A 16,768-nucleotide genomic window follows, 5' to 3' on the forward strand; every position below is an offset into this window, starting at 1 on the left:
TACACTGAAACGGACTCCTACCGAACGTCCGGTAGGAACGCATGGAAATCGAGTTTTGGAACGACGAAGAGCCGACTAACGGACGCGAACGAATCCTCCGAGCAGTCTTTTACGGGATATTAGAGAATGGCTATAGCAACCTCTCTATGCAACGAATCGCCGACGAGGCGGATGTGAGTAAGGCGACCATCTATCACCATTTCGATGACAAGGACGAACTCATGTTTGTCTCGTTTGAAACGGCGTTATCACGAATTGGGGAGCGGGCCACGCAACTGGACATCACGGACCCGATGGAGCGACTCCACGTGCTCATCGACCGACTGTTGCTCGGAGAACTTCCACAGGAGATATCCAAGAACAAGGATGAGGACGCCGAAGTCGACGTAAAACAGGAAGACCCACTCGCAGCGCTAATCGACATCCGGACGCAAGCGATACACGATGCGAAGTACCGGGACCATGTCAGCCGAATCGACCGCGTGTTCGAGGACCAATTAGCCTCGGACATCGCGGAAGCGGTCGAGGAAGGAACTATCCGCGAAGTGGAACCGGAGCGGACGGCGAAGACACTGTACACGCTCGTACTCGGTGGATTCCTCAGACGGACGACGACGGACGACGCGGACCTCGAATCCGTCCGGGAGGATGCCGACCTGTTCATCGACGGACTACATACCGACTGAATCGAGCGCCACAAAAGAGCGATTGGCCTTCGACCGGACGACGCTATTCGAGCGTCACCGGGAGCCGATTCGAGCCGTAAATCTCCACCGACCCCAACGGCCTGAGATCGGTCGTATCGACGTCGACGATATCGAATCGGTCGAACAGAGTCCTAAACCCGACCTCCGCTTCGAGGCGCGCGAGCGGTGCACCGAGACAGTAGTGGATTCCCTGCCCAAACGCGAGATGACCGTTCGGCCGACGGGTCGGGTCGAACGTCTCCGGCGAGTCGAATTTCCGTTCGTCGCGGTTCGCGGCGCCGATCCACGCGACGACGTACTCGCCCTCCCCGATGGTCTTCCCGCCGAGTTCGACGTCCTGCAGTGCGACACGTTCTTGTCGTTGAACCGGCGAGCGGTAGCGAAGCACCTCTTCGATGGCCGAATCGAGAGGAATCTCCCCGTTCTGAACGTCGTCCAATAGGCCGTGTTCGTGGAAACACCAAACGGCGTTCGTCAGGAGGTTGGTCGTGGTAACGTTTCCCGCGATCAGGAGGAGGATGCACAGGGAGATCATTTCGGGGTGGCTCATCCCGGATTCTTCCGACCCTGCGGTTGCGATGACGGTCAACAGGTCGTCTCGCGGATTTTCGCGTCGGTCCACGAGAAGCGTTTGAAAGTAGTCGCTCATCCGCATCACTGCCTCCTCTCGGGTCAACCCGCCGTCCATCGATGCGTCCGCCGCACCCGTGATCGTATCGGACCACTGTTTGAACGTCGCCCGGTCCTCGCGTGGGACGCCCAACACGCCCGCGATGACATCGACGGGGAACGGATAGGAGAACGATTCGACGAGTTCGATTCGCCCCGGTTCGAGGTCGGAGGCGAGTTCGTCCGCGATGGCTTCGACTCGTGGACGATACGACCGTATCGCGTCGGCCTGAAAGTGTTCGTTGACGACCGACCGGATTCGTTCGTGTTTCGGCGGATCGGTCGAAATCAACATCTCAGCGAACGCACCGCGCTCCGATTCGCTCATGGTTTCCGGCGAACTGGTGGACTGATCACGTTCGACATCGTCCTCGGACTGACTTCCCATCGGATTCGACGAAAACAGGTCGTATTGCTTCAGGACGTACCGTACATCGTCGTATCTGAACACGTCCCACACACCGCGGTCCGGATCGAAACGAACCGGTTTCTCGTCGCGCATCTCTCGGTACCACTCGAACGGTTCGAGTCGGGCGTCCTCGGTACTGAGCGCCGCCGGTGGTCGTTCCAATCGGACCTCGTTCGATTTTTCGCTCATCGACCGACCGAACGTTCGGTCGGTACTTAGGGTTGCCGGTATTTCGACTCGCACGTCTCCAACACTGGCTAGAGTACGCCTCGTACCCCTACGACGTAACCGGAACGACGAACCGCTGGTACACGAGCACGAAACACGACGAAACGGAAACACGCGTTCTACGAGCGTGGTCGCGTGAAACGACATAGCACTCCTCCCCTCGATGGCACAAAATCACGAACAGGAGGTAGTAACCGAAGAGTTGCTTCGGCACCTCCGTTAAGCAAGAAGAACATCGTGATATCGATACACAACCCGTTCGCGTAGTGTTCTACCCGCGTCGCCAAAATCGAAAGAAAAGAACTGATCACCGAGAGATTTTACTCGAACCCGACGTTGATGCTCTTGGTTTGGGTATACTCATCGAGGGTTTCAAACGCAGTCTCACGACCGGTTCCGGATTGCTTGTAGCCCCCGAACGGCTGCCCGGCTTGAAATTCGTTGTAGGTGTTGATCCAGATATTACCCGCTTCGATATCGCGTGCCGTCTTATAGGCACGATCCAAATCGCTCGTGATGATTCCCGCCGCGAGACCGAACTGCGTGTCGTTCGCCAATTCGATCATGGTATCGTAGGAGGACCACTGGAACACTGCCTCGACAGGGCCGAAGATTTCCTCCTGTGCGACCCTGCTTTCGTGATCGAGACCCGAAATCACGGTCGGTGCGACGAAATTTCCATCAGCGAGCGCTTCATCGTTCGGAGCACCCCCGCCGGTTAGAACGTCCGCATCGGCCTCCCGTGCCCATCCGATGTATCGCATCGTCCTCTCCAACTCCGCTTGCGACACTTTCGGGCCCAATTCCGTTTCCTTCAGAAGCGGGTCTCCCACGGTGAGATCCGCTACGTTCTCCACGAATGCAGGAAGAAATCGGTCGTAGATCCCTTCGTGGATCAGTAACCGGGTTCCGGCACAACAGCATTCTCCCGCGTTGAAAAACAGCGCCTTCGTCGTGATCCGTACCGCTCTTTCTATATCGGCATCCGGAAACACGATTACGGGACTCTTCCCGCCGAGTTCCAACGTGAGATCGGTAATCGTGTCGGCGGTGTTCTTCATCACACCGTGACCGACTTCCGTCGATCCCGTAAACGCGATCTTTCGAACGTCGTCGTGACTCACGAGCGGCGCGCCTGCTTCGGCACCGTATCCAGTAACGAGGTTGACGACACCCGGCGGCAGGACTCCCTCCGTTTCCCGGAGGAACTCGATTATCGTCAGCGGGGTCTGCTCAGCCGGTTTTAACACCACCGTATTCCCGGCGGCGAGGGCCGGTGCTAACTTCCATGCGGCCATCAGCAACGGGAAATTCCACGGTGTGATTTGTCCGACTACCCCGTAGGGCTCTTTGATCGTCTGAACGTGGTTGCTACCGTTCGTCGGAATCGTTTTTCCTTCCGAGAGACGAGCAGCACCGGCGAAGTATCGAAAATGATCGACGACCAATTCGATATCGTTGCGCGACTCCGTGATCGGCTTTCCGTTATCGAGCGATTCGAGTCGTGCAAAGTCGTCCTTTCGGGCCTCGATACGATCCGCGATTTCGGTCAGCGTTCGCTGGCGATCCGCTGGCGAACATGCGGACCAATGATCGTCGTACGCGTCCCAGGCGGCCTCGACTGCCCGGTCGACGTCGGCTTCGTTCCCGGCTTGCACTTCGGCGAGGACGTCGCCCGTCGTTGGATCGCGCGTTTGGAGCGTCTGTCCGGACGTACTGTCGACCCAGTCCCCTCCGATGTAGAGTCGAGCAGTGTAGTATGGAAGGAGGTCATTTGCGACTTCTCGGTGTCGTTGTTTGATGACCTGCTTTCGCTTTGAAGATGTATTAGAATGTGTTGACATTGCTCGAAGGGCTACTAACTATATCTTTGACGGTTCTACATAACTATTTGGTCGATGTGAGGGGCGACGAGCGCGAATGCCGCTATCTCTCGATACACCGTTCGTCCCCCAACCGGTCGTTCCAAACGCATCGATCACGAACGAGTAGATAACGGAAATACAGGGTACAACAGGAAAAGTACAGACTACCGGAAAAATACAGACAATCGGAAACGCCGTCCCCGGAATCAGTCGTCTGCACCGCCGTCAGTGGCGACGACTCGATCCGTGTCGTCGTCGAAGTCCTCCCCGCCGTCCTCCGTTTTCCCCTCCTCGTTTTCCATGAACTTCCGACCTTCTGCCGTTTCCTGAAGTATCCGTTCGAGTACTTGCGTATCGTCGCGGAATTTGTGTATCTCCGGGAGGGAACTCGAATCGAACTGTGCGATCAGATCGCCGTGCTTCTTGAAAAACTCGTGCTTCCAGGTCTCGCTTTTCTCGTGTTTTCGGAAGCGAGCGATAAACTGCCAGTGGTGATAATCGTCCGCGTTGAAGAACATCAAGACGTGAGGATCGTTCATCAAATCGTCGTAACACTCCTCCCATCGGTCTTCGAAGTTAGGATAATGGAACGCGATCTGAAAAAGATGGTACTCGAAAAAGCTTTCATTCAATAGGGAAACCTGCCGAAACACGTCCTTGTCGCTTAGATCACGAAGAATATCGTTCACACGATTGTGCGACAGCGAGATCCCGTACTGGTCCTCCAACCGTTCCTTTAGCTCACGCACGGAAGCGGTTGGATGCTCGATACGGGCTTTGAGAATAGCGATATCCCGAGCAGAAATATCGTCGATTTCTTCAATGTCAGAAGGCATGGTCTTATTAGGACTATGGGGTTTCCGGATTAAATGTCTTTTCACTATTTCGGCCCGTTCGGGCTTCCCTACCGGGTTTTTACCCATCTGTCCCGCTGTCGCCGTCCGGTCGGTACGGCGTGATCGTCTCTCGACTCGGGAAAAAGATCGGTGACTATCTGAGAGCGGATCGCCATCGGGAGACCGGGAGTCGACGATCCTAATCGAGAGCGATATTGATCGTCTTCGTCTGCGTGTAGTGCTCTATCGCTTCGAACGCGGTCTCTCGGCCGATTCCGGACTGTTTGTATCCTCCAAACGGTTGTCCGGCGGGGAATTCGTTGTAAGTGTTCACCCAGATATTACCGGCTTCGATGTCTTCGGCAGTCCTGTAAGCCTGGTTCAAGTCATCGGTGATCACGCCCGCCGCGAGTCCGTAATCGACGTCGTTGGCTAGATCGATCATCTCGTCGTAGGACGACCATTCGAAAATCGTCTCGACGGGGCCGAAAATCTCCTCCTGTACCGGTCGGCTCTCGTGGTCGATATCGGTGAGGACCGTTGGCGAGACGAAACACCCGTCACTGAGTGCCTCGTCGTCGGGAGCATCGCCACCCGTCGCGATGTCCGCGCCGGTCTTGCGTGCCTCTTTGATGTAATCCAGCGTTCGTTCGGCCTGATCACTGGTTACCTTCGGGCCGAGCGTCGTTTCATCGAGGAGCGGATCGCCCATGGTCAGGCTTTCTACCTCTTCGACGAACGCATCGAGGAATTCATCCCTGACGTCCTCGTGAACGAAAATCCGCGTTCCCGCACAGCAACACTCGCCGGTGTTGTGGAACATCCCGATTCGCGCGACCTGAGCCGCTTTCTGGATATCCGCGTCCGGGAACACGACGACGGGACTTTTGCCGCCGAGTTCCAGCGTGACGTCCGTGATATTTTCGGCAGCGTTCTTCATCACACCACGGCCGACCTCCGTCGAACCGGTGAACGCGACTTTTCGGATGTCGTCGTGACACGACAACGGTTCGCCCGCTTCGGAACCGAAACCGGTAACGACGTTGACGACGCCGTCGGGAAGGACGTCATCGACTTCGCGCATGAGTTCCAGGACCGAGAGCGGCGTCTGCTCGGCGGGCTTCAGGACGACGGTGTTCCCGGCGGCGAGGGCCGGTGCCAGTTTCCAGGCGGCCATCAGGAGCGGGAAGTTCCAGGGGATAATCTGGCCGACCACACCGTACGGTTCCCGCAGCGTCTGGATTTGGTGATCGCCGTCGCTGGGAATCGTTTTCCCGCTGTTTATCCTAGCGGCACCCCCGAAGTAACGGAAGTGGTCGATGACGAGGTCGAGGTCGATTCGCGCCTCCGAAATCGGTTTTCCGTTGTCGAGTGATTCGATCGTCGCGAACTCCTCCTTCCTGGCTTCGACCCGGTCCGCGATTTCACTGAGAACACCCTGTCGATCCGCCGCCGAGTAGTCGGACCAACACGTATCGTACGCTTCCCAGGCGGCTTCGACTGCCCGGTCGATGTCGGCCGCATTGCCTGCTTGCGCTTCGGCGAGGACGTCGCCCGTCGTCGGGTCGCGAGTTTGGAACGTTTGGCCGGATTCGCTATCGACCCACTCGCCCCCGATATAGAGCTGACCCGGTCGAGATGGAATGTGTTCTTCCGCGGCCTCCTGGTGTCGCCGTTTGATTTCGGTTTTCGTGTCGGTTGTTGGTTGAGAGTCCGTCGACATCGTGGCAGTGATTCTCTCGCCGGGCTTAATAATTGTTTCTCATAAGTGGTTACATATAAATCTAATACAAAGAATTAGCATTACAATTTCTACCAAATTACGGCATCACCACCAAATATTTATAATATAATGATAAACAATGACGTGCAATGCGAGCCGTAGTACTCGAGGAATTCCAAGAACCGCTGCAAGTACAGGACGTCGAACGACCGGAGCCCGAATCACATGGCATCGTCGCGGAGGTCAACGGGTGTGGAGTCTGTCGAAGTGACTGGCACTGTTGGCAGGGGGATTGGGACTGGTTCGGCTACCGACCGGACCCGCCGCACGTCCTCGGCCACGAGCCGTGTGGTACCGTCGTAGAAGTGGGCGAAGACGTCGAGAGTGTCTCGGAAGGGGACCATATCGCGATTCCCTTCAATTTCGCCTGCGGAAAATGTGACCTGTGCCGGAACGGGCACGAAAATATCTGTGAGAACCACGTCGGCCTCGGCTTCATGAACGAAGCCCCGGGTGCGTTCGCCGAAGAGGTTCACGTTCCACACGCGGATATCAACGCAGTCCCACTGCCCGATAGCATCCACCCCGATACGGCCGCCGGAATCGGCTGTCGGTTCATGACGTCGTATCACGCGATGGCACACCGCGGCGATGTCGGCAACGGTGAGAATGTCGTCGTTCACGGCCTCGGTGGTATCGGACTCTCGGCCGTTCACATCGCGAACGCGCTCGGTGCGAACGTCATCGGAGTCGACCTCTTCGACGAGAAACTCGACAAAGCCGAGAGCCTCGGCGCGGTCGAAACCGTGAACGCGAGCGAAGTCGACGACGCCGCAAAGGAAGTTCGGGACATCACGAACGGCGGTGCCGACTGTTCGGTCGATGCGTTGGGAATCGAGACGACGTGTCTGAACGCGGTGAACTCGCTCAAAAAAGGCGGACGACACGTTCAGGTTGGACTGACCACTTCCGAAGAAGCCGGTAAGGTGGCGCTGCCGACCGACGAATTCGTGGCAAAAGAGATCGATTTCCGCGGTTCGCTCGGTCTCCAACCGTCCCGGTACTCCGAGATGTTGGATATGATCAAGACCGGGAAACTAGACCCGACCGAACTCGTATCGGAAACCATCTCTATCGACGAAGTTCCGGATACGCTCGCGGCGATGAGCGACTACGATACGATGGGAATTCCGGTCTGTAGTGACTTCAGCTAGACAGCCATCAATCGACAATTTTTGAGTGAGTTTCTGCAAATCCGTAGGCAAGTATGGGAGTATCTCAAACGCCCGATTTAGAAGTTATCGGTCGGTAATGCACGTCCCATCTCCCTACGATGCGTTATCCGGGAAGAAGGAGATTGAGGAGCGCGACGAAAATTCCGGCGACGCCCATTCTGAGGCCTGCAGTATACCACCGTTGTTTCGAAATCGATCCCATGTACGCTCCGAAGACGAAGAGCGTCCCGACGCCGATACTCACCGATGCGACCGTCGCGCTCACCATCGAGAAAACGATCCCGACGAGAAGGTAGGGTGTAATCGGCAGTAACCCGACGATCGGTCCCAGACCGCTCATTACGGCGTTGATCTTTCGTGCTCGGTCGTTGTGGACGGCGAGTTCCGTCCGGGACAGATCGGTAAGCATCGCATTTTCGACGTGGTGCAGTTCCGCTTGTTTTTCCGCACGTTCGACTTCCCAGACGCTCCACACGGCCGAGGTCGTCAACCCGATTCCAGCCCCGAGTCCGACTTTGACTACGGTCGCGCCGGTAGTCACTCCGGACAGAAAGGCCCCGACGGTGATTCCGATACTCGTCAGCGTCATATCGAACCCATTCGCGATAAAATAGCGCCGCGAAATCGCCCGGACGTCGCCGTTGGCGAACGTCTCACGATACTCGTGCAGCGTCGTGCGAAGACGACTACCGAGCTCAGACATGCGGATCTTGTGGCGTTTTGTGCTCCTCGACGATTTCTGCCCCGCAAACAGCTTCGTCGATCGAGTGGACCGTCGCTCCGAGATTTTCGATCGCGTCTTTCACCTTCGAGTAGTCGATTTCGTCCCCTTCGATGGTCAGCTTCACGTTCTCGACTTCTCGGTCCATCCCGATGAGAGTCACATTTACGCCAGAGACGCCATCGCTCGTATCTGCGACTTCCTCTGCCATCCGAAGGATGGTCGGATGGTGTGGTTTCAACGTGTCGAGAACGATTCGTCGGACGGGTGCCATAGCTATGCTACGTTATGCCGCTACAATTACATTCGGTCGACAACACAGGTATCGTAGCCGGGACTCGAGTCATCCCTCCACTTGCAGTCTGCGGAGAACCAAATCGGCCTACAGGCACGTGTTTTCATAGTTTTCCCGAAAGCGGGCGACGTTCGCTCTCACGAGTTCCCATTATTAGCAGGATATCGTTCGGTTTGAGAACCGTCGTTCCAGTTGGGGTGAGAACCCATTCTCCCCCAGTACGACGAATTGCAAGCACAGTTTCCACTCCGTCATCCGTGAGGTCGAGGTCATCGAGTGTATCACCTACCGCTTCACTTCGTGGATCAACCGTAACGCGATGGATGTGCTCGTCACTCCCTGCAATGGCCTCGCCAACGACAGGGGGTGTTTCGAGACCGAGACGAACTCCTTCGCTCATTTCGAGTGCTGCATCGCCGATGAGTCGGCTACACGCGCCGATACTGATGAACCACCGTACGTCAGTCGGCTCCGTGCCCCGTCTGGCGGCTCGGAGCGTCCAGTCTTCAAGGAGAGTTTGGCAGTCGCGTAACTCTCGGCCCAACCGTTGAACCTCGGCTGCGAGATTCGGACTGTCGTAGAGAATGCACCCATATGCAAGACCGACTGCGAGTTCTGCCAAACGTTTCATTCGGACTATGATCCGAGCAGCGACATCGACGTCATCGATTTGGGCTGATGAACTCGGACCCGATTCGAGTACCTGGCCGGTTCTCTGCAACGTCTCACGTGTCCCGCGAAGAAACAGTACATCGTCGCTCAGTAGCTCCATATCGGCCCTCGTATCGAAGATCCACGCATCATCGCGTTGAATCGCAACGATGCTGATGTCCGGTCCGATTTCGGAACGGACGCTGCCGAGCGATTTCTCTCCGATCAGTGTGTCGCTTCCTACTGTCTGCCAAACGACGATCGGTGCTGTGGCTGGGACGACACTACGGAGATCCGACGGCGTTTCTCTGTCGTCGAGGATGGTGACGATCTCCGCGACGGCATCGCTAACGTCATCGACGGCATCGATAATCCCGAGAACTGGAGCGAGTTGTTCGGCATCCGATGGCGAGCGCGCGGCGAGCAACAGACTCATCCGCGCTTGCAGTTCGAGTGTATCGATCCGGTCGACGAGATCGAACACGATCGGTGTCACATCCTGATCGACGAGTAGAACTGCTGAATACGCGAGGTCAAGCAACAATCCGGATCGGTCTTTCATCTCCTGAACCAACGATTTCACGTTCCGAGGTTCGGACGAATCCGCTGGGTCGAATCCAGCCATGGTGATCCTCTCGATGTCCCTACGAGACTGTAATAGAAAACGGGTTCGTGCGTAAACGTTCTTTCTCAAAATCGCGGTAAACAAGGTACGCCTCTTCCGACGGAAGGGGCCCAGGACGGTCCTCGGTAGACGGAGGAAGTCGAATCGCGCGGGAACCTCGCTGTTCTTACGCGAGCACCGAATGAGCAGTTGAGAAGTAGCCTAGTACGACTATTCCTTCGTACTCTCGTCGTCCATTCCTCGAATGACCAAGACGGGGCGACCCGTGCTTCGGATGACCTTTTCCGTGACGCTTCCCATGAGGAAGTGTTGTAAGCCGCTCCGACCGTGAGTCCCCATCACGATAACGTCCGCGTCGATGTCAGTAGCATAGGAGAGGATTTCTTCGTGCGGAATTCCACGCTCGATCGACGTTTTAACTGGAATCCCTCTCGCGGTGGCTTGCGCTTCGACATCTTCGAGCGCTTGCTCGCCAATCTCCGATAGTTCGTCTTCGAGGGTCAACCATTTCGTATCGGAGAGCGTGTTGTAATTCCGTGTGTCGATGACATAGAGTGCATGAATCGTCCCTCCCATCTCCTCAGCGAGATCGAAGGCTTCCGTCATCGACTTGGCCGCCCCATCGCTCCCATCGGTCGGCACAAGAATTCGCTCGTACATACGTAATAAGTCACGTTCAAGCAAAATAATGCTACTCTCTCGCGCGAGAGAACCATCCGTAACCCGTCCTCGGACAGCGGATGTGAGTTCGATACGGATCGAGACTTCCCACCGAGAACCATCAATCCAATGACGAGAATCGGTATGCTGTGTACATGAATGTAAGAGAAGGGCGATGGAGTCCGCCTGTCCCAATCGCCCGTAACATCTCACACCACGAAATACGAGGGTGAACCGTTTCCCGATGCAAAATTCAGTTCGATCTTCCAAAAGATACCCTTGGGAACCCCGAACGAGGAATATCGAGACAGATGCAATTTCATAGAGCGAAATGAAGTTTATCAGTTCGACGTTCGACAGCCTATCACGAGAATATGATGGACAGAATTCACAAAATCCGGACAGATCCGCCGACTACGAGGTACCCGTTCGGGGCGGTTCACTCGAAGTCGGGTTCCCGACCTTCCAGAAACGCCGAGACGCCTTCCCTGTGAGCGGGCATGTCGTAGGCCTGCGATTGAACCATCGTCTCGTAGTCGAGCGCTTCGCGCCAGTCTTTACCCAGATTCTCGTGAAGGGCCTGCTTGCCGAGCGCGATGGTGTGGGTCGGCTGGTCGGCCAGTTGGCTCGTCAGTTCCTCGACGCGGATGTCGAGTTGCTCCTCGGAGACGGCACCGTTCACGATGTCCAACTCGGCCGCCTCCTCGGCCGAGATTAGCTGGCCGGTGAAGGCGAGTTCCTTCGCCTTTCGTAGACCGACGAGTCGTGGGAGGATGAACGTTCCACCCATGTCGGGGATGAGACCGACGTTGATGAACGACGCCGCGAACCGCGCGGATTCGGTGGCGTAGGCGAAGTCCGCCGCCGTGACGAGCGCCATTCCCGCACCGACCGCGTCGCCGTTGACCTTCGCCACGACCGGAACGGGCGCGGTGAGGACTTCTTCCACCACGCGCGAGAGCGTGTCGCGGACGCGTTCATAAGCTTCTCGGACGTTCTCCTCGCGCTCGGCCATCGACTCGATGTCGCCACCCGCGCTGAACGCCTTGCCTTCGCCCGTCAACACGACCGCGTCGTGTTTCTTCGGGTCGCTCTCGGCGAGGATTTCGGCGAGTTCGCCAGCCGCCTCGGGCGTGAAGGCGTTTCGAACCTCGGGGCGGTCAAACGTTATCGTCCGAATGCCGTCGTCGTCGGAAACGTGCATACTGGAGAGGGTCGCCCCAAGCACATTTAATTACTTCCCGTGTGCAATCGTGGTATGGACATCGAAGCGTTCTTCGAAGGAATGCCGTTCGCCGACCTCCTCGGGGTCGAGGTGACGGAAGCGGCGGATGGACACGCCGAGGGGCGACTCGAAATGCGCGAGGAACTCTCGTGGAATCAGGACCGACTCATGGCCCACGGCGGCGTCGCGTTCACCCTCGCGGACACGGTCGGCGGCGCGGCGCTGGTGTCGCTCAACGATCAACCGGTTCCGACCATCGACATGCGAATCGACTACCTCAGCGCGGGAACGGGTGACCTCCGCGCCGAGGCCGACGTGGTGCGAAACGGGAGCGACGTCGGAACCGTCGATGTGAACGTCTACGACGAGGACGGCGAACACATCGCGGAAGCACGCGGCGTCTACAAAACGGGGTGAGACGATGAAGCGATGTCACTCAGCACTCATTACGTTGCTCGCCCTCGCGGCTGTCATTGCGGTCGTCATCGTCCGACGAAAGGAGTCCAAGTCGGAACTCGAACCGCCGTTCTGACGACGTCACGGTGACCGTATTCGACGACGCATTTTTCATCATCCTGTCGGTATTTTGGTCATAATCTTTTATCCACTGGCAGTGCCAGTATATGGGGAATGGGAACTTCTGATTCGTCTGCACCCGATGCACCCATTCTTCGCGTCTCGGATGGGGCGGGACGCGAGGACGCGGAGATAGTGCTCGATGGTGCACGCGACACGGCGGAAACGGTCGCTGTGGTGAACGTCGGCCCGGTTGGAATCGAGGAGATAACACCGCTCGCAGCGGTTACGAACGACGGAACGACCGCCTTTCATGCGAACTGTACGCCCGAACACGCCCGGACCCTCGTCGAAGCGCTGGAGGACGGTACCGTCGTCGAGGAGGGCGCATATGCTGTCGTGTCACACGACGAAGGGGAAACGGAACTTCCGGTTCCGGACGACGGACCCCTCGCGGTCGGTCACCGGGACGTACTCGGACGCTGTGGATGGACGGACCCGACGACAGCGGACGGCTACGACGGATTCGTCGCCGAAGAAGCGGCGGACGCTCCCGAGGCAGTCCTCGAACGAGTCGAAACCCTCGGCTTGCTCGGCCGGGGACGTGGCGACGCATCGATGGACGAACCCATCGACGAAGAGTGGACCGTCGCCCGTGAAACCGACGGTGACCCCGTCGTCGTCGTGAACGGCGGCGAAACCGACGACCGAAACGGGACCGACCGACTCCTGCTGGAAGCCGACCCGATTTCGGTTCTCGACGGAGCGACGGCCGTCGCACACGCCGTCGGAGCGGTGGACATCATCGTGTACGTTCCGGAATCGGCCCACGCCACCAGCGAGCGCGTTCGAGACGCGATGGAGGTGTTTTCCGAGACGGATGTCGGCGAGGACGTGACGATTCGAACGGCCGAGGCCCCCGACAGGTACATGGCGGCGGAACCGACCATGGCTCTCGAAGCGCTGGAGGGCAACGACCGACTGGAGGCCCGTCTCCGCCCGCCATCGCCCGGCGAATACGGATTGTACGGGCGGCCGACCATCGTCCATACGCCGCGGACGTTCGCGCAAGTACGCCACGCACTGCGCTCGCCCGACGCCTTCGATGCGGAGGATGCGGACCCCGGAACCCGACTCGTGACGGTTACGGGTGACGTGGTTGCACCTGCAACGCTCGAACTCCCGACCGGCGGGAGTTTGGAGACGGTTCAGGATGCGGTGAGCCTCGATAGCGAATTCAAGATGGCCTGCGTCGGCGGCCAGTTCGGCGGCGTCACGCGCTCGCTCGACCACACGCCGAGCGCACCGGCGCTAACCGGTGCGCACCTCGGGACGGACGGCGTTGTCGAACTGTTCGACCAATCCCGATGTGCCGTTGCCACCGCCGGGACGCGGGCGAAGTTCGCGGAGGAGGAAAACTGCGGGCGCTGTGTCCCGTGCCGTGAAGGGTCGAAACAGTTGACGAACCTCGTGCGGGATGTCTATTCCGGCGAGTTCAAGGACGACATGCTCCGCGAACTCGGCCGCACGATGCGAGAGACGAGTATCTGCCAGTTCGGCAAGGACGCATCGCGGCCGGTGACGACCGCGATGGACGAATTCGAACCCGAGTTCCGCGCACACGCGGAAGGCCGATGCCCGAGCGGTGCGTGTCGTGGGAAACGATAACGACGAGTTCGAACAGCATGCCCGCAGGAGTCGTCATCGCTGGAGGGTACTCGACTCGGTTCGGGGACGCGGACAAAGCGGTCGCACCGCTCGCCGGGGTGCCGATGGTGCGCCGTGTCGCCGACGGAATCGAGGGCGTAATCGACGAACTCGTCGTCAACTGCCGTGACGACCAGCGGTCAGCCATCGCCGACGCGCTGTCCGACTTCTCACCGTCGGTCCGATTCGCCATCGACACCGTACCTGACGCCGGTCCAGTAGCCGGGATTCGAACCGGCCTCGCGGCCTGCGATCACGAGTACGCCGCCGTCGTCGCCTGCGACATGCCGTTCGTGGACCCGGAACTGGTTTCCTATCTGCTGAATCGAGCACGGGGTCACGACGCCGCAGTACCTCGATTCGAGGGGTGGTTGCAGACGACCCACGCGGTGTACCGGACGGACCCGATGGTTCGAGCGTGCGACGATGCGCTCGACCGCGACGAACGGCGAACCGTCGAACCGCTGTCGGAACTGGAGTACGTAGTGATCGAGGAGGACGACCTCCGTGACCACGGGTCGTTGACCTCGTTCGAGAACCTCAACACCCGCGAGGAGTTCGAACGCGCCGCCGCGACGCTTGGTGGGGACGAACGTTTATAGGGAAAGACGCGGCCACGGCCGGTATCCGCTGACGAACGCCGTGGAGCGACTCGCGGGAGTACGGCACACCGCTCCACGTCCGGCCGTGCCGTCTGTTCGCCGTTTCACCTATCCAGTTCACGCTCCGCGAAGCGTTGCGTATCGAGACGCATCGGAAATAGAGGAGGACTATTTCGAGCTACTGGCGTCCGAACGCGAGTCGGCGTTCTCCAGTATCGACAGGGGAATCAACACGATCAGGAAAAAACCGATCACGTAGCCCAGCAGTGCGAATCCATCGGGTAGCGTGTGGGCTTGTGAAATACAGAGATACCCGAGGACGAGGAGGAGGGGCTCAGGTCGGGAAGGGACTTCGAGGGCAGGCACGAACTGAAAATATCAGGGAAGAGGACAAGAATCTTGCGTCTAGTCGGATCGTGAACAGTATCACGCGAACATCTGCGAGAACATCGACCGCTCGGCGCGACGGAGCCGTTCCAGAAACGCGGATTTGCTGATTCCCAACTCGCCAGCCACATCGCTTGCAGTGGTCTCGCGGGGGACGCTGAAGTAGCCGAACTCCAAGGCTGTTCGGAGGGCACGTTCCTGTGCGGGCGTTACGTCCCACTGTTGGGCCACGGCGTTTTCGTCCTGGGACCCGAGTTGATGGACGCGTTCGAGTCGCATGCCGACAGTCTCGCCCGCTGCTTCGAGGACGCCTTGGAGCACGTCGTGACCCACGACCGCACCCGTGAACTTCGCGTTCCCCTCCCGGTAGCGAAGCGACTCGGCCATGAACCCGACGTTGGTGAGTTCGTGGACGACACAGGCATGCTTGGAGAGACAGCGGAAGTTCCGTCTGCCGTCCGTCGTGGTGACGTGCAGGTATCTGATTCGGTCATCCCCGTCGAGGACGTCGACGAGCGCATCGTTTTCAGCCGGGGCGCTGAATCGGAGGAGTGTGTAGCCGTCGTCACGGTGCTGTGGCGGCTTGCAATCGATCCGTGTCTCCGCCTTGCGTGATGCCTCGGCGAGCGGACAGTCGTCGCCCGTGACGGCGAATTCCACGACGAGGCATTCGTCTATCATGGAGCGTCTGTAGGCAGGGATAGTATTTAAACCCCGTCTATGGGCGGGCGAATTGGTATGGGTCGGGGTCGATAATTATCGACCATGGACATAGAGACCGTCAAGGAGCGTGCCGGTCCTCGGCAATTTAGTCCGAAGGACGACATGCCCGAGGAGTACCGGAAGGCCGCGACCCGGATGATTCAGTTCCACGCGAACTCCGAAATCATGGGCGCGTATCTCGAACGCCCGTTCATCCGACAGGCTCCGAGCCTCGACCGAAAGCTGGCGTTCAGCGCGAAGGTGCAGGACGAGATTGGCCACGGACAACTGCTCTACCGCGCCGCCGAGTCGCTCGGCATCAAGACCCGCGATCAGATGCTGGACGAATTGGCGAACGGCGAAGGCAAATTCCTGAACTGTTTCCACTATAACATGGAGAATTGGTGGGAGACGCCGATGATCGCTTTCTTCGTGGACGGTGCCGCGATGCGCCGACAGGCGACCCTGAAGCGCACGAGTTGGGAACCCTACGCCCACGCGATGGACAAGGTCTGTTTCGAGGAGGGCTTCCACGTCAAACACGGCGAGGACATCATGCGCGAACTGTCGATGGGGTCGAAAAAGGAACAGGAACTCATGCAGGACGCCTTCGAGGAGTGGTGGCCACGCATCATCCAGTTCTTCGGCCCGACCAACGACAAGAGCACCCACCACGACTTCTCGTCCGAAGTCGGGTTGAAAACGATGTCGAACGATGAACTCCGTAGCGCGTTCCTTACCGCCTACATCCCGAAGGCGAAGAAGTACGGCTTGGAGATTCCGGACGAGCCACGCATCGAGTACGACGAGGAGACGAAGACGTACAAGGTGCGCGAGGACGACCTCGATTGGGACGAGTTCTTCCAAATCGCCAAGAACGATTACGAACCCGGCCTCGGTCAGATAAACGGCCGCAAAGCCGCACAGGACGCGGCCGAGTGGGTCCGCGACGTGATGGACGACTGGGAATCGAGCGGTTCGAACACGCCGGTGGCGGCTGATTAA

Annotated in this window: 17 protein-coding genes; 6 read left to right on the top strand and 11 right to left on the bottom strand. The window is 58.4% G+C overall.

Translation table 11 applies throughout. From position 1 onward, the window contains the following. The first annotated feature begins 41 nt into the window (after positions 1-41). Positions 42-686, top strand: coding sequence for a TetR/AcrR family transcriptional regulator (locus NKF25_RS09010; protein WP_256487761.1), 645 nt, complete (start codon positions 42-44; stop codon positions 684-686). Between the two features lie 43 nt (positions 687-729). Here NKF25_RS09010 and NKF25_RS09015 read toward each other — a convergent pair whose 3' ends face one another. The 4 genes from NKF25_RS09015 to NKF25_RS09030 all read right to left on the bottom strand — a co-directional run bounded on the left by NKF25_RS09015 (position 730) and on the right by NKF25_RS09030 (position 6,437). Then, positions 730-1,974: a cytochrome P450 gene (locus tag NKF25_RS09015; protein WP_253226347.1), complete on the bottom strand. Its 1,245-nt coding sequence runs from the start codon at positions 1,972-1,974 to the stop codon at positions 730-732. Positions 1,975-2,333: 359 nt separating this feature from the next. Then, positions 2,334-3,857, bottom strand: coding sequence for an aldehyde dehydrogenase family protein (locus NKF25_RS09020; RefSeq protein WP_253226348.1), 1,524 nt, complete (start codon positions 3,855-3,857; stop codon positions 2,334-2,336). A 227-nt stretch (positions 3,858-4,084) separates the two neighbouring features. Beyond that, positions 4,085-4,714, bottom strand: a complete 630-nt coding sequence (locus NKF25_RS09025) for a helix-turn-helix domain-containing protein (protein WP_253226349.1) — start codon at positions 4,712-4,714, stop codon at positions 4,085-4,087. 199 nt (positions 4,715-4,913) lie between these two features. Beyond that, a complete protein-coding gene (locus NKF25_RS09030) occupies positions 4,914-6,437 on the bottom strand; it encodes an aldehyde dehydrogenase family protein (protein WP_253226350.1) in 1,524 nt (507 codons plus the stop codon). A 149-nt stretch (positions 6,438-6,586) separates the two neighbouring features. On the opposite strand from NKF25_RS09030, the gene NKF25_RS09035 reads away from it, so the two are divergent. Next, positions 6,587-7,651: a zinc-dependent alcohol dehydrogenase family protein gene (locus NKF25_RS09035; protein WP_253226351.1), complete on the top strand. Its 1,065-nt coding sequence runs from the start codon at positions 6,587-6,589 to the stop codon at positions 7,649-7,651. A gap of 124 nt (positions 7,652-7,775) precedes the next feature. Here NKF25_RS09035 and NKF25_RS09040 read toward each other — a convergent pair whose 3' ends face one another. The 5 genes from NKF25_RS09040 to NKF25_RS09060 form a co-directional block, all read right to left on the bottom strand. Further along, the gene (locus tag NKF25_RS09040) at positions 7,776-8,375 is read right to left on the bottom strand and encodes a VIT1/CCC1 transporter family protein (protein WP_253226352.1); all 600 of its coding nucleotides are present in this window, start codon (positions 8,373-8,375) and stop codon (positions 7,776-7,778) included. After that, positions 8,368-8,667, bottom strand: a complete 300-nt coding sequence (locus NKF25_RS09045) for a DUF211 domain-containing protein (RefSeq protein ID WP_253226353.1) — start codon at positions 8,665-8,667, stop codon at positions 8,368-8,370. Before NKF25_RS09045 ends, NKF25_RS09040 begins: the two co-directional genes overlap by 8 nt. 124 nt (positions 8,668-8,791) lie before the next feature. Beyond that, positions 8,792-9,964, bottom strand: coding sequence for a TrkA C-terminal domain-containing protein (locus NKF25_RS09050; protein WP_253226354.1), 1,173 nt, complete (start codon positions 9,962-9,964; stop codon positions 8,792-8,794). A 210-nt stretch (positions 9,965-10,174) separates the two neighbouring features. Continuing rightward, positions 10,175-10,624, bottom strand: a complete 450-nt coding sequence (locus NKF25_RS09055) for a universal stress protein (RefSeq protein ID WP_253226355.1) — start codon at positions 10,622-10,624, stop codon at positions 10,175-10,177. A 439-nt stretch (positions 10,625-11,063) separates the two neighbouring features. Beyond that, the gene (locus tag NKF25_RS09060; protein ID WP_253226356.1) at positions 11,064-11,828 is read right to left on the bottom strand and encodes an enoyl-CoA hydratase/isomerase family protein; all 765 of its coding nucleotides are present in this window, start codon (positions 11,826-11,828) and stop codon (positions 11,064-11,066) included. Between the two features lie 54 nt (positions 11,829-11,882). Here NKF25_RS09060 and NKF25_RS09065 point away from each other — a divergent pair, with 54 nt between their 5' ends. The 3 genes from NKF25_RS09065 to NKF25_RS09075 all read left to right on the top strand — a co-directional run bounded on the left by NKF25_RS09065 (position 11,883) and on the right by NKF25_RS09075 (position 14,674). Next, positions 11,883-12,266 carry a PaaI family thioesterase gene (locus NKF25_RS09065; protein ID WP_253226357.1) on the top strand — a complete coding sequence of 128 codons (384 nt, stop codon included), beginning with the start codon at positions 11,883-11,885 and terminating at the stop codon, positions 12,264-12,266. A 213-nt stretch (positions 12,267-12,479) separates the two neighbouring features. Further along, positions 12,480-14,033: an NADH-ubiquinone oxidoreductase-F iron-sulfur binding region domain-containing protein gene (locus tag NKF25_RS09070; protein WP_253226358.1), complete on the top strand. Its 1,554-nt coding sequence runs from the start codon at positions 12,480-12,482 to the stop codon at positions 14,031-14,033. Between the two features lie 17 nt (positions 14,034-14,050). Next, a complete protein-coding gene (locus NKF25_RS09075; protein ID WP_253226403.1) occupies positions 14,051-14,674 on the top strand; it encodes a molybdenum cofactor guanylyltransferase in 624 nt (207 codons plus the stop codon). Positions 14,675-14,842: 168 nt separating this feature from the next. Here NKF25_RS09075 and NKF25_RS09080 read toward each other — a convergent pair whose 3' ends face one another. Together NKF25_RS09080 and NKF25_RS09085 are read right to left on the bottom strand one after the other, a co-directional pair. Beyond that, positions 14,843-15,040 carry a hypothetical protein gene (locus NKF25_RS09080; protein ID WP_253226359.1) on the bottom strand — a complete coding sequence of 66 codons (198 nt, stop codon included), beginning with the start codon at positions 15,038-15,040 and terminating at the stop codon, positions 14,843-14,845. A 60-nt stretch (positions 15,041-15,100) separates the two neighbouring features. Next, entirely contained in the window at positions 15,101-15,742 is a 642-nt protein-coding gene (locus NKF25_RS09085) for a helix-turn-helix domain-containing protein (protein ID WP_253226360.1), read from the bottom strand. A gap of 84 nt (positions 15,743-15,826) precedes the next feature. Between NKF25_RS09085 and paaA the strand changes: the two genes are divergently transcribed. Further along, entirely contained in the window at positions 15,827-16,768 is a 942-nt protein-coding gene (gene paaA / locus NKF25_RS09090; RefSeq protein WP_253226361.1) for a 1,2-phenylacetyl-CoA epoxidase subunit PaaA, read from the top strand.

Origin of the sequence: Haladaptatus sp. AB643 (assembly GCF_024136975.1) — an archaeon.
Classification (GTDB): Archaea; Halobacteriota; Halobacteria; order Halobacteriales; family Haladaptataceae; genus Haladaptatus.